At 66.6% G+C, this 13,244-nt stretch carries 11 protein-coding genes; all 11 read right to left on the bottom strand.

What is annotated here, in order from left to right; all coding sequences use genetic code 11:
- Nucleotide 1: 1 nt before the first annotated feature.
- The 11 genes from aroB to aspS all read right to left on the bottom strand — a co-directional run bounded on the left by aroB (nt 2) and on the right by aspS (nt 13,237).
- Nucleotides 2–1,075, bottom strand: coding sequence for a 3-dehydroquinate synthase (aroB, locus tag Cocul_RS03085; RefSeq protein WP_055121820.1), 1,074 nt, complete (start codon nt 1,073–1,075; stop codon nt 2–4).
- Nucleotides 1,076–1,105: 30 nt separating this feature from the next.
- Nucleotides 1,106–1,615 carry a shikimate kinase gene (locus Cocul_RS03080; RefSeq protein ID WP_055121819.1) on the bottom strand — a complete coding sequence of 170 codons (510 nt, stop codon included), beginning with the start codon at nt 1,613–1,615 and terminating at the stop codon, nt 1,106–1,108.
- Entirely contained in the window at nt 1,612–2,856 is a 1,245-nt protein-coding gene (gene aroC / locus Cocul_RS03075; protein ID WP_055121818.1) for a chorismate synthase, read from the bottom strand. The genes Cocul_RS03080 and aroC overlap by 4 nt, the downstream gene beginning before the upstream one ends.
- A gap of 13 nt (nt 2,857–2,869) precedes the next feature.
- A complete protein-coding gene (locus Cocul_RS03070) occupies nt 2,870–3,268 on the bottom strand; it encodes a prepilin peptidase (RefSeq protein ID WP_055121817.1) in 399 nt (132 codons plus the stop codon).
- Nucleotides 3,269–3,279: 11 nt separating this feature from the next.
- The gene (locus Cocul_RS03065) at nt 3,280–4,110 is read right to left on the bottom strand and encodes a shikimate dehydrogenase (RefSeq protein ID WP_055121816.1); all 831 of its coding nucleotides are present in this window, start codon (nt 4,108–4,110) and stop codon (nt 3,280–3,282) included.
- Complete coding sequence (mltG, locus tag Cocul_RS03060) at nt 4,107–5,297, bottom strand: endolytic transglycosylase MltG (protein ID WP_055121815.1); 1,191 nt, start codon at nt 5,295–5,297, stop codon at nt 4,107–4,109. Before mltG ends, Cocul_RS03065 begins: the two co-directional genes overlap by 4 nt.
- The gene (ruvX, locus tag Cocul_RS03055; protein WP_055121814.1) at nt 5,294–5,812 is read right to left on the bottom strand and encodes a Holliday junction resolvase RuvX; all 519 of its coding nucleotides are present in this window, start codon (nt 5,810–5,812) and stop codon (nt 5,294–5,296) included. The genes mltG and ruvX overlap by 4 nt, the downstream gene beginning before the upstream one ends.
- A gap of 200 nt (nt 5,813–6,012) precedes the next feature.
- Nucleotides 6,013–8,694, bottom strand: coding sequence for an alanine--tRNA ligase (gene alaS, locus Cocul_RS03050; RefSeq protein WP_055121813.1), 2,682 nt, complete (start codon nt 8,692–8,694; stop codon nt 6,013–6,015).
- 87 nt (nt 8,695–8,781) lie between these two features.
- A complete protein-coding gene (locus tag Cocul_RS03045) occupies nt 8,782–10,131 on the bottom strand; it encodes a replication-associated recombination protein A (protein WP_055122021.1) in 1,350 nt (449 codons plus the stop codon).
- A 5-nt stretch (nt 10,132–10,136) separates the two neighbouring features.
- On the bottom strand, nt 10,137–11,393 hold the full coding sequence (locus Cocul_RS03040; RefSeq protein ID WP_082422151.1) for a phosphotransferase family protein: 1,257 nt from the start codon (nt 11,391–11,393) through the stop codon (nt 10,137–10,139).
- 32 nt (nt 11,394–11,425) lie between these two features.
- The gene (aspS, locus tag Cocul_RS03035; protein ID WP_055121811.1) at nt 11,426–13,237 is read right to left on the bottom strand and encodes an aspartate--tRNA ligase; all 1,812 of its coding nucleotides are present in this window, start codon (nt 13,235–13,237) and stop codon (nt 11,426–11,428) included.
- Nucleotides 13,238–13,244: the final 7 nt, after the last annotated feature.

The following is a 13,244-nucleotide window of genomic DNA, read 5'->3' as shown; positions in this document are numbered from 1 at the left end:
TTTACGCCTTTCCTTCCTGTCCCATGCCCGCTAACGCCCGGTACGCCGCCTTCAGTTCTGTCTCGCTGGGCCCCTCCAGGCGGGTGGTGCTCCCGGGTTCCCCGTCGAGCACCACAAACCGTATGGTTCCCTCGCGGTTCTTCTTGTCCTTCGCCATCGCAGCGTGGAGGGCTTCAAAGTGTCCCTGCTCGTAGGAAACGGGCAACCCCACGGAATCCAGGATGTCTCGGTGCCTGCGTACCAGGGCGGCATCGATAAGCCCCCGGCCGTGAGCAAGGTGGGCCACGAACATCATGCCCACGGCTACGGCGGAGCCGTGCCGCCATCGGTAATCCTCACGCAGCTCCACGGCATGGCCAAAGGTATGGCCGTAATTAAGGATCTCCCGCAATCCGGCCTCCTTGAGGTCCTCCCCCACCACCTGTGCCTTAACCCGCACGGATCGCTCGATGAGTTCCGGCAGGAACCCCTCGGGATCGAGAGCCGCGGCGGGGTTCTCCTCATAGCGATCCAGGATCACCGGATCCGCGATGAATCCGATTTTGATGATCTCCGCGGAACCCGCCACCATCTCCGCTCGGGGCAGGGTGCGCAGGTAATCGAGGTTAATGATCACCGCGGCGGGCTCGTGGAAGGCGCCCACCAAGTTCTTCCCCAGGGAGGTATTAATGCCCGTCTTTCCGCCCACGGCGGCGTCCACCATCGCCAGCAGGGTGGTGGGCACCTGCACCACGCGAATCCCCCGCATCCAAGTGGCGGCGGCAAAACCCGCCACGTCCGTGACCGCCCCGCCGCCCAGGCCCACCACGGTATCGCGGCGCGTCCAGCCGGCCCGGCCCACGCGGTCCCAGATCATCGCCAGCGTGTCCAGGCTCTTGCCGGCCTCCGCGTCCGGAACCTCGATGAGGAGGCTATCGGGACCGCATACCTCGGCCAGTTCCGCCGCCGCCGGGCGCATCACCGGCTGGTGAATGATCGCGGCGCGTCCCCGAACCTCGTCTCGCACCCGCTGTCCCAACCCGGAACCAATGGTCACGGTGTAGGGGTGGGGGCCTCGAACCTCAATGCTCGGCATGATTATCTCTCCGATCGCCGTCGCGCATGGTTATTGCTCTACGTCAAGAATCGCCAGAATCCTGGATACCACCTGGGCGGGGGTACGCCCGTCGGTGCGCACCCGGTGCGTGGACACCTCCTGGTACCACGGCTCCCGCTGCTCCAGAAGGCTGCGGTAGCGCGCGGCGGGATCCTCGGCCTCCAGCACCGGGCGAGTTCCCTCCGCCAGGGTGCGGCGCACCCCCTCCTCCGCGCTGACGTCCACCCACACCACCACGTGCTCCCGCAGCGCCTCGCGGCTCTCGGGGTGAGTCACCGCCCCGCCGCCCAGGCTCACCACGCCGCCGTGGTTAAGCGCCTGGGCCACGTACCGGGCCTCCACCTCTCGGAAGGCAGACTCACCGAGCTCCACAAACGCCTCGCCGCAGGGTTTGCCGCATTCCTGGGCGATGAGCTCGTCCGTATCCAGCACCGGGAGGTTCAGCGCGTTACCCAGGCGGCGCGCCACCGTGGACTTTCCCGCCCCGGGGGGGCCCACCAGGATCACCGCGGGGCTCATTGGCGCTCCCCCTCGGTATCGTCCACGCCCATATCCTCGGAATCGAAGGAGAGCCGCCGTTGCACACCCTCCAGGTACCCCCGGATATTGCGCCGAGTTTCCCCCAGGGAGTCTCCGCCGAACTTGTGCAGCACCGCGCGGGCGAGCACCAGGGCCACCATCGCCTCGGCCACCACGGCCCCCGCCGGGACGGCGCACACATCGGAACGCTGGTGAATGGCCGAGGCGGCCGCGCCGGTGGCCATATCCACCGTGCGCAGGGCGCGCGGCACCGTGGAGATCGGCTTCATCGCGGCACGCAGCCGCAGCGCCTGCCCGTTGGTCATGCCCCCCTCCAGGCCTCCCGCTCGGTTCGTGGTGCGCTCCACTCCCTGTGCGGTGCGCACCATCTCATCGTGTGCCTCGCTGCCCCGGCGGCGAGCCTCCTCAAAGCCGTCACCCACTTCCACTCCCTTGACGGACTGAATCCCCATGAGGGCCGCGGCGAGCTGAGAATCCAGGCGATCCTCGCCGGAGACATGGGAGCCCAAGCCGATGGGAAGCCCATGCACCACCACCTCCACGATTCCACCAAGAGTATCCCCGGACTTCTTGGCCGCCTCAATCTCCTCGATCATGGATGCCTCCGCCTCAGGGTCGCAGGCGCGCACCGGGGAGGCGTCGATGGCCTCGGTATCGCCGGGTTGCGGCTGCCCCTGGGAGGGCCGCGAAGCGCCGATGGAAACCACGTGCGAGAGCACCTCCACGCCCAGCGCCTCGCGGAGGAAGTTGCGCGCTAAGGTGGCGGCCGCCACGCGCGCGGCGGTTTCCCGCGCGGAGGAGCGTTCTAGCACCGGGCGGGCCTCGGTGAAGCCGTACTTCACCATGCCGGAAAAGTCCGCGTGGCCGGGGCGCGGCCGGGTCAGGGCCGCCCCGCGCCCGGAGTTCATCGCCGCAGCCACCTCGGGATCGGAAAGATCCACCGGATCGGCGGACATGATGGTGGTCCACTTGGGCCATTCCGTGTTGCCGATCATGATGGATACCGGGCTGCCCAGCGTCCGGCCGTGGCGCACGCCGCCTATGATGGTGACCTCGTCCGCCTCGAACTTCATGCGCGCCCCCCGGCCATACCCGAGGCGACGTCGCGCCAACTGGCCAGCAATATCCTCACGAGTAAGCGGAACGTCGGCCGGCATGTGCTCCACCAAGGCGATCAGCGCCTGGCCGTGTGATTCCCCAGAGGTAGTCCAACGAAGCATGCCCGCCATTCTTTCACATCAACGCGCCGCATAGCGTAGATAGAACCATCGACGGCCCGTGCGGCACCCTGCCGCGCCGCAGTACCACCATGAGCGCCAGAGAGAGGATTGAGGCCCCGAGGGTGGCCACGCACCAACCGCTTATCCCGCCCCCGGCACAGGCCATCACGCCCAGGCTGGCCGCCAATTTTACATCGCCCCCGCCTATTCCCCGCACCACCCAGCCGATCACGGCGTACATCACGGCCCACGCCGCCCCGCCAACGATCCACCACGGGTTCTGGTGCAGCGCCCAGGCCCAGGCCACCACGATGCCCGGCAACGTCAGCGCGTGCGGCAGTATTCCCCGCCGTGCGTCCCACCACACGAGCGCGCACAACCATAACCCCACCCCCATGTATGACCCCCACATGGGATACCAGGCTAGCCGATGTGCTCCTCCAAGGCGCGGTGCATGGCCGTGCGGGGGGCCGTAACGCCCGTGAACTGCTCGAACTGGCTATACGCCTGATGGGCCAGCATCACATGCCCGCCCACCGTGCGGAAGCCATTGGCCGCCGCCTGGGTGCACAGGGGCGTGGGCCAGGGATCATAGATCACGTCCAGCACCCGGCCGTGGGCCAAGTCCTGCACGTAGTCCGCTATCGCCGCGCTGGGCACGGTGGAGACGATGACCTCCGCGCTGCGCGCGAGCGCGGCTAGACCCACCGTCTCATCGCCAAGCCGGTGCCCCACCACCTCGCAGGGGGTTCCGGCCACCAGCGGGCGCAGCTCCGCCACCCGATCGCTGCGGTTGAGCACGTCCACGCGCCGTACCCCCATCTGCGCCAAGGCATAGAGGGCGGGCCGGGCCGTGCCGCCGGATCCCACCAGCAGCGCCCGCCGGGGAGAGCGCACCCCCAGTTCTCCTAGGGCGCCGAGGATCCCCTCCACGTCCGTGTTATCCGCCCGCCAGCCACCGGGCACGCGCACCAAGGTATTAGCCGCGCCGATGGCGCGGGCGCGATCGGTGGCCTCCGTGGCGTATTCCAACGCGGCAAACTTTCCCGGCATGGTCACGGAAAAACCCGCGTATTCCGGGCCGGCCTGCCCCACGATCCCGGGCAGATCCTCCGCCCGGCATTCCCGGCGGTGGTACTCCCAGCCCGTCAGATCCGCGGCCGCGTAACCCGCCCGGTGCAGCACCGGGGAAAGCGAATGCTCGATGGGCGCGCCCAGCACGGCCGCGCACCGAGGCTGATTGGCGTGGTTCATCGGTTGCTGTCGAGGATACCGCTGCCCATGGCCTCTTCCACGGAACGCTGGTGGGAATCAAAGTCATCGTTGAACACGGTGGTGCCCTGCTGATCCACGGTGACAAAGAAGAGCCAGTTACCTTCTGCCGGATTCTCCATCGCCTCAATGGCCTCGTCGGAGGGGGCCGCGATGGGGGTGTCCGGCAGGCCGTCCTTGGCATAGGTGTTCCACGGGGTAACGCGGGCGCGATCGCCGTCCGTGGTTGCCACCTCCTGCTCGGAGAGGCCATAGTTCACCGTGGAATCGAACTCCAGGCGCATGGGCTCATGCAAACGGTTGAGGATCACGCGGGCCACCTTGTCAAAGTCTCCGGCCGGGGCCTCGCGCTCCACCAGGGAAGCCGCAGTGAGCAGCTCGTAAGGGGTCAGGCCGATGGCCTGCGCGCGCTGCTCGATGTTGGTGGACTCGTAATAATCCGCGGAACGGGTGATGAGATCCTTGAGGATGGCCTTGGCGTCCATGCTCGGGTCAATCACGTACTGCGCCGGGCGGATCAGTCCCTCGATGCGGCGGGGATCATCACCGCGCTCCAGCACCGAGGCCACCGCCCAGTCCGGCACGCCCAGTTCCTGCGGGGCGGTGGTGGCCGCCACCTGGCGGAGTTGCTCGGCCGTCACGCAATTGCCCTGCCCGGCCTCCGCGCAGGAGACCTCGGAGATCATGGTGTAAATGCCCTTGCGGGTATCCCCCGCCACCACCGTCACGTCCATGAGGGTGGAGCCACCCTGAACGTCCAGCATCTCCACCTTGTTCGCGGGGTTAAGCAGAGCCGCCACGGCCGACGCCGCGCTCATCTCCTCCTGGAGGCGGTAAAAGCCCGGCTGGATGCTTCCCGCATTGGGGTTGCTAAAGGCGGCGCTCTGGTAGGCGGCGTCTGTCTTGACGATGCCGCGCTCCTCTAGCTCCTGGCCCAACTCGGACACGGAGGAGCCCTCCGGCACCTGCACCAGCTGCACCACACCGTTGCCCTCGCCCTCGTAGTCATTACCGCCCACGGCACCCACCACATTCAACGCGATCCACCCCAGGGCACCGACAATCAAGATGATGGCGGCCACCAGCACCGCGGCGCCGCGCTGACGGCGCTTCACGTACTTGGGGTCCATCCGACGCCCCTTGGGCGAGCGGCGCGGTTTCTTGGTCATTGAGACTTCTCCTCGTCGTCGGCAATGGCATGAGCGCGGCCATCGAGCCAGGTTTGCAGGATTTCCACCGCTGCGGCCTGATCGATGAATGCTCGCCCTTTCTTGGCGCTAACCCCCGAGGCCTGAAGGGCCTGGGTGGCGGCGACGGTGGTCAGGCGCTCGTCGGCAAGGCGCACGGGTGCCCTGCTTCCGGCCCTGCTCAACCGCCGCTTGATGCGAAACGCAATATCCTTAGCGTGTTTGACGCTGCGTGATCCATTTCCCTTGAGGTCACGGGGCAGCCCCACAACAACCTCCACGGCCTCGTAGGACTCGATGATCTCCATAAGGCGATCAATATCGCCCCGGTCATGATCCTTCAGCCCCGTCTCGCGGGGCACCGTCTCCACCGGGGTGGCCAACATGGCGGCGCGATCGCTCACGGCCACGCCGATGCGGACGGTCCCCACGTCAATCCCCACGCGCCGACCGGCACCGGGATCATCAGAACCGGGGGTGTCCACTCTGACCGCCATAAAAGACCGCGTACCTCCTGGGTTGGATAACAAAAAGAAAATGGTCGCAGAAACCGTACCTACCAGGCAATACTGATTGTCCGGCGCACCAAGACCACACATAGTGTAACGAAATGGTCACAGAACCGCTACTGGCCGTGACCTTTTCGCAATATACTTATACGGTAATTCCCCGGTTTATGCGAGCGGTGCGAGGAAGATTACAGCGATTCCAGCTCCCGCTTCACCGCGTCAAAGCCGTCTACCAGGCCTTCTTCCCTCACACCGGAGCCCTGCGCCATGTCTGCCTTGCCGCCGCCGCGGCCCTCCACATACTGGCCCAGGAGCTTGACCAGGGAACCCGCGTTGGCCCCCCGCTCCACCGCGGACTTCGTGGCCGCCACGATGAACGGCACGTTACCCTTCTCCTCGTTCTGAGAGGCAAGGAGAATCACCGCGTCCTCACCGCCAAAGCGCTGGCGCGCCTCCGTGGCCAGCACGCGCAGGTCACCCGCAGCGGTGTTCTTGGGAAGGCGAGCGGTGACCACTCGGAAACCGTTGATGACGGCGGCCGCCGCCGCGAACTGCGCGGACTGCGCTGCCAACTGCGCTCGGCGCAGGCGCTCCACGGCTTTTTCCGTCTCCTTGAGCTTGGCGGTGAGCTGCGCGATGCGTTCCGGGAGATCCTCGCTGGAGGACTTGAGCATGGTGGCAAGCCCCGAGGCCAAGGCCGTCTCCTTGGACATGTAGGCAAAGGCATCCATGCCGGAGTAGGCCTCAATGCGCCGCGCGCCGGAGCCCACGGAGGACTCCCCCAGCACGGAGATGGGGCCGATCTGGGAGGAATGGGCCACGTGCGTGCCGCCGCACAGCTCCATGGAGAACGGGCCACCAATCTCCACCACGCGCACCACCTCGCCGTAGTTCTCGCCAAAGAGGGCCATCGCGCCCATCTTCTTGGCCTGATCCAGAGAGGTCTCCACGGTGTTAACCTGCCAGTCCGCGTCCACGGCCTGGTTGGCGATGCGCTCGATCTCGCGCACCTGCTCCGGGGTCAACTGATCGGTGTAGTTGAAGTCAAAGCGCAGATAACCAGGGCGGTTCAGTGAGCCCGCCTGCACCGCCGTGGGGCCGAGTACCTGGCGCAGCGCGGCGTGGATCAGATGCGTGGCCGAGTGCGCCTGGCGCGCGCCGTGGCGCCAGGCGCCGTCTACCACCGTGGTCACGGGGCTGCCCACGTCGAGCCCGCCCTTGGTCACGGTGGCCTTGTGTACCCAGAGCTTCTTGCCGATCTTTTGCACGTCATGGACGTCCAGGAGGGCATCGCCGGTCTTGATCTGCCCCCGATCGCCCAGCTGTCCGCCGGACTCGGCGTACATGGGCGTGGAGTCCACGATGACCTCCACCTCCTGACCCTCGTGGGCCTCCCCCACCAGGGTGCCCTCGCTGAGCAGGCCCAGCACGGTGCCGGGAGCCTCCAGGGTGGTGTACCCCACGAACTCCGTGGGGTGGTTGTCCACGAACTCGCGGTACACGGAGAGATCGGCATGCCCGTGCTTCTTGGCCTGGCTATCGGCCTTGGCGCGGGACTTCTGCTGCGCCATCGCGGCCTCAAAGCCCGCCATGTCTACCTCCAGGCCCGCCTCCGCGGCCATCTCCAGGGTGAGGTCGATGGGGAAGCCGTAGGTATCATGCAGCGCGAAGGCCTGGTCGCCGGTGACGGTGCTGCTCTTATCCTCTTTGAGCGCGTTCACCGCCTGCTCAAAGAGGTGCGTCCCGGATTCCAGCGTCTTGAGGAAGGCGGTTTCCTCCGCCACGGCCACCTTCACGATGCGCTCGCGGTTCTCCGCGATCTCCGGGTACGAGGGCGTCATGGTGTCCATGATGGTGTTCATGAAGGTTTCCATCGTGGGCCCGGTGGCCCCCAACAGCCGGGCCGAGCGCACAATGCGGCGCAGCAGGCGGCGCAGGATATAGCCGCGCCCCTCGTTGGAGGGGGTCACGCCGTCCAAGATAATCATCATGGCGGTGCGCGAGTGATCCGCGATCACGCGGAAGCGAATATCCTGAGCCCGATCGCTGCGGGGATCCTCGTAGGAGGTGCCGGTGATCTTCTCGGCGGCCTCGATCACCGGGCGCAGCAAATCCGTCTCATACACGTTATCCACGCCCTGCAAGATGCAGGCCACGCGCTCCACGCCCAGGCCGGTATCAATGTTCTTCTTGGGCAGGGGGCCAAGGATCTCAAAGTTCCCCTTGCCGGTTCCCTCCCCGCGCTCATTCTCCATGAACACGAGGTTCCAGATCTCCATGTAGCGGTTATCGTCCGCGATGGGGCCGCCCTCTTTGCCGTATTCCGGGCCGCGATCGTAATAGATTTCCGAGGACGGCCCGCAGGGGCCGGGAACGCCCATGGACCAGTAGTTATCCTCCATGCCCAGGCGCTGAATCCGCTCGCGCGGCACGCCCATCTTCTCGTGCCAGATGTCGGCGGCCTCGTCATCGTCTAGGTACACCGTCACCCACAGGCGCTCCGGGTCAAGGCCGTATCCGCCCTCCTCCACGGAGCCGGTGAGCAGCGTCCAGGCGTGCGTGATCGCGCCCTCCTTGAAGTACTGGCCAAAGGAGAAGTTGCCCGCCATCTGGAAGAACGTGTTGTGGCGGGTGGTAATGCCCACCTCGTCGATGTCCAGGGTGCGCACGCACTTCTGGATCGAGGTGGCCGTCCCCTGCGCAAAGGGCGGATTCTGTTGCCCCAGGAAGTAAGGCTTGAACGGCACCATGCCGGCGTTGACGAACAACAGGTTCGGATCGTCCAGGATCAGCGAGGCGCTGGGCACCTCGGTGTGGCCGGCGGCCACGAAGTGCTGGGTAAACCTCTCCCGGATCTCATGAGTCTGCACGAGCGTCTCTTCCTTAACTATTCGTCCGTTACTACGGGTGGTTACTTTACCTCAGACGGCACCCCAGCCGGCACGCGGTCGCTTCCCCTACCGCCGCTTGGTTCCGCGCACCATGCGGCGCAGCCGTCCCAGGTAATCGCTGATGCGTTTTTCCCCGCCGTGCTCGGTGGGCTGGTAATACACCGCGTCATCCAGTTCCTCGGGGATATAGCGCTGCTCCACCACCCCGCGCGGGTCATCGTGGGGGTATCGGTACCCCACCGCGTTGCCTAGATTCTTGGCCCCCTCATAATGCCCATCGCGCAGGTGCGGGGGCACATGCCCGATTCTTCCCGCACGGATGTCCGCCTGGGCGGCGTCGATAGCCCGCACCACGGCGTTGGATTTGGGCGCGGTGGCCAGATGGATGGTGGCCTGGGCGAGCACGATGCGCCCCTCCGGGAAGCCGATCTTTTGCACCGCCTCGGCCGCCGCCACCGCCGTGGGGAGAGCCGTGGGATCGGCGAGACCGATGTCCTCGCTGGCGTGAATGATGAGCCTGCGGGCGATGAATCGGGGGTCCTCCCCGGCCTCGATCATGCGGGCCAGGTAATGCAGGGCGGCATCGACGTCGGAACCGCGTATGGACTTGATGAAGGCGCTAATCACGTCATAGTGCTGGTCGCCGTCGCGGTCATAGCGCACCACCGCGCGGTTCACGTTGGCCTGCACGGTCTCCGCCGTGAGTTCCCCGCCGTCCGGTACCGCCTCGGCCGCGGCCTCCACGTAGGTGAGAACGCGGCGGGCGTCTCCCCCGGCCAGTCGCACCAGGTGATCCACGGCCTGTTCCGCTACCGTGATCCGCCCGTCCAGGCCCCGGGGATCTGTCACCGCGCGGTGAACAAGCACCCGCAGGTCCTCTTCCGAAAGCGGCTGTAACTGGAGCAGCAGGGAGCGGGAGAGCAGCGGGGCAACCACGGAGAAGGAGGGATTTTCCGTGGTTGCCGCCACCAGCAACACCGTGCGGTTTTCCACCGCCGCCAGCAGCGCGTCCTGCTGCGTCTTGGAAAAGCGGTGCACCTCATCAATAAAAAGCACGGTGCGCTCCCCGCGCGCCAGGTCTCGGCGGGCCTGGGTAATGACCTCGCGCACCTGCTTCACCCCAGCGCTCAGCGCGGAAAGCCCCACGAAGTGCTGGCCCGTGGCCGCGCTAATGAGGGAGGCCACCGTGGTCTTGCCCGTGCCCGGCGGCCCGTAGAGGATCACCGAGGCCTCCCCCGAGCCCTGAATGAGCCGCCGCAGCGGGGTACCCGGCCCCAGCACGTGCTGCTGACCCACCATTTCCTCCAGGCTGCGCGGGCGCATCCGCGCCGCCAGGGGCGCGTCCGAGGAGGCCTCGAAGTAATCCGTAGCGCGATCTTCCCGATCCTCCGGGCCGAAGAGGGATTCCTGTGCCACTGCCACTAAACTTCCGACGCCCCGACGCCCCGCGCCTCGCGGGCCACGCCCTCCTGAAGGCGCGCCACCACGTCCCGCGCGAAGTCCGCCACCGGCCCGCCATCGCGGGCGGCGTAGCGGTATAAAGCATCAAAGGTCTCGTAGAGGTCCCGGCGGATCATCGTTTCCGCCTCGCTAAAGCCCCCCTGCTCCGCCGGGCGCAGCAGGCGCTCCACGGGCAGCACCTGATCCTCCTCCAAGCCGATGGAGGGGTCTCCCGCCGCCTCGGCCACCGCGTGCACCAGGTTGTGCGAGGTTCCCAGGTGCATGGAGGTGACCTCGCCCAGGGCCAATCCCACCAGCGCGGTGACCAGGCGGGAACGCAGGGTATCCTCGCCGCGATCCCCGCCGACCTCCGGCCATAGCTCTTCCACCTCCCGCGCCCAGGCGTCGATGAAGGCATCCGCCTCATCATCGCTGATGGTGCGGGCGAATAGGAACTGCGGGAAGCCCGCTACCACGCTGGCCAGGTCAAAGGCGGTATCCCGGAAATCGGCCCACTCGTAATCCAAAAAGTGCGTGCGCTCGGCCACGATGATGTTATCCGGGGAGAGATCAAAGGGGGTAAACGCCCGCTGCCCGCTGCGCAGGCGCCGGATTGCCTCCCGCGCCGTGCGCTCCACCGCGTCCGGTACCTCGATGCCCGCCCGGCGCACCAGATCAAGGCCCTGGCGGATACCGTACTCCTGGGAGGCCACCCGGTAGCGGTTGATCTGCGCCGCCTTGGGGTGCGCGCGCGCCATGCGGGAGCGCAGGGAAACAAAGTCCTGCTCGCGCCTGGCGGTGGCGGCGTGCATGAGCCCCAGGGCCTGCCCCAGGTTGCGCAGGATATTGATCCGCCGCTCCTCGTCCCCGCTGGTGAGCAGGTCCGCGAAGGTATCGCCGTCGCCGGAATCCGTAATCACGATGATCCGCTGGGCGATGTCATAGGCCAGCAGCACCGGGCCGGGACGCGCCTCCTCGCTCAGCGAGGTGGTGAACTGATAGGCCACCACCTCGCGCACCAGGGCGGCGTCATCGAGGGCATCGTCGGTGACGGGAATGTATTTCACCACCGCCGAGCGCTCCTGAAGGAAGGGATTGGGGCTCAGCTTCACCCTGTGCACCACGGCGTTACCACCCCCGGTGAGCAGTTCCGCGTCCACGCAACGCTGGGTTCCGCCGAAGCGCTTGGACAGCAGTGCCTCGGCGCGATCCAGAATCTCCTGGTTACTGGGCAGCAAATCGCCACATCCCTCGTCCATCTTCGGGGCAGTTAGCCCTGGTTTTCCGCCTTCTCTGCTTTCCCGGCCTTGGCCGGTTTGGCGTCAATGCCGGATTCCTTGCGCTGCTGCGCGGTGATCGCCGCCGGGGCGTCGGTCAGCGGATCGACGCCGCCGCCGGACTTGGGGAAGGCAATGACGTCTCGGATGGAATCGAACCCACCCAACAGGGAGACGATGCGATCCCAGCCAAAGGCGATGCCGCCGTGCGGCGGGGCGCCAAAGGCAAAGGCATCCAGCAGGAAGCCGAACTTCTCGCGGGCCTCCTCCTCCGCGATGCCCATCACATTGAACACGCGCTCCTGCACATCGCGGCGGTGGATACGGATGGAACCGCCGCCGATCTCGTTGCCGTTGCACACGATGTCATAGGCGTAGGCCGTGGCCTCGCCGGGGTTTTCATCGAAGGCATCCAGCCACTCGGGCTTGGGCGAGGTAAAGGCGTGATGCACGGCCGTCCACGCGGAATGACCCAGGGCCACGTCGCCGGAGGCGGTGGCGTCGGCGGCCGGCTCGAACAGCGGGGCATCTACCACCCAGGTAAAGGCCCAGTCGCCCTCCTTGATGAGGCCCAGCTTGGCGGCGATCTCCCCGCGGGCCGCGCCCAGCAGGGCCCGGGAGGACTTGGTGTCCCCCGCCGCAAAGAAGATGCAATCGCCCGGCCGCGCGCCCACGTGCTCGGCGATCCCGGCTCGCTCCTGCTCGGTGATGTTCTTGGCCACCGGCCCGCTCAGCTCGCCGTCCTCACCCACCAGGATGTAGGCCAGACCCTTGGCCCCGCGCTGCTTGGCCCACTCCTGCCAGGCGTCGAGCTGGCGGCGCGGCTGGGAAGCCCCACCGGACATGACCACGGCACCCACGTACTCATTCTGGAACACGCGGAACGTGGTGTCCTTGAAGAACTCCGTGCACTCGGTGATCTGGATGTCAAAGCGCAGGTCGGGCTTGTCGGAGCCGTATTTTTCCATCGCCTCCGCGTACGTCATGCGCGGGATCGGGGTGGGGATCTCATAGCCGATGAGCTTCCACAGCTCCACCAGGATCTCTTCCGCGAGGACAATCACGTCCTCCTGATCCACGAAGCTCATCTCCACGTCGAGCTGGGTGAACTCCGGCTGACGATCCGCGCGGAAATCCTCGTCCCGGTAGCAGCGCGCGATCTGGTAGTAGCGCTCCATGCCCGCCACCATGAGCAGCTGCTTAAACAGCTGTGGAGACTGCGGCAGCGCATAAAAGGTACCGGGCTTCAATCGGGCCGGAACCAGGAAGTCCCGCGCCCCCTCCGGGGTGGAACGGGTGAGCGTGGGCGTCTCGATCTCGGTGAAGTCATGCTTGTCCAGCACCACGCGCGCCGCGCGGTTGGCGCGGGAGCGCAGACGCAGCGCCTCCCCCTGCTCCTTGCGGCGCAGATCCAGATAGCGGTAGCGCAGGCGGGTCTCCTCGCCCACCTCGCCGCTGGCGGAGGGATCGTCGATCTGGAAAGGCAGGGCGGCGGACTCGTTGAGCACCTCCAGCTCGGTGACGTTCACCTCAATCTCGCCGGAAGGAAGATTGGGGTTCTCCGAGCCCTCCGGGCGGGCCTCTACCACGCCGGTGACCCGCACCACGTATTCGCTGCGCAGGTCGTGCGCGCGGGTGGCCACCTCGGAATCACGGAATACCACCTGGGCCACCCCGGAGCGATCGCGCAGATCAATAAAGATCACGCCGCCGTGATCGCGCCGCCGGGCCACCCAGCCCGTGAGGGTGATAGTTTGACCGGCATGTTCTTTGCGGAGTTCCCCCGCAAGGTGAGTACGCAGCACGGAGCCT

The sequence above is a fragment of the Corynebacterium oculi genome, from assembly GCF_001412105.1.
In the GTDB taxonomy this organism is placed as follows: domain Bacteria; phylum Actinomycetota; class Actinomycetes; order Mycobacteriales; family Mycobacteriaceae; genus Corynebacterium; species Corynebacterium oculi.
Note: the sequence above shows the minus strand (reverse complement) of the source record. Positions and strands in the feature narration are given on the sequence as shown.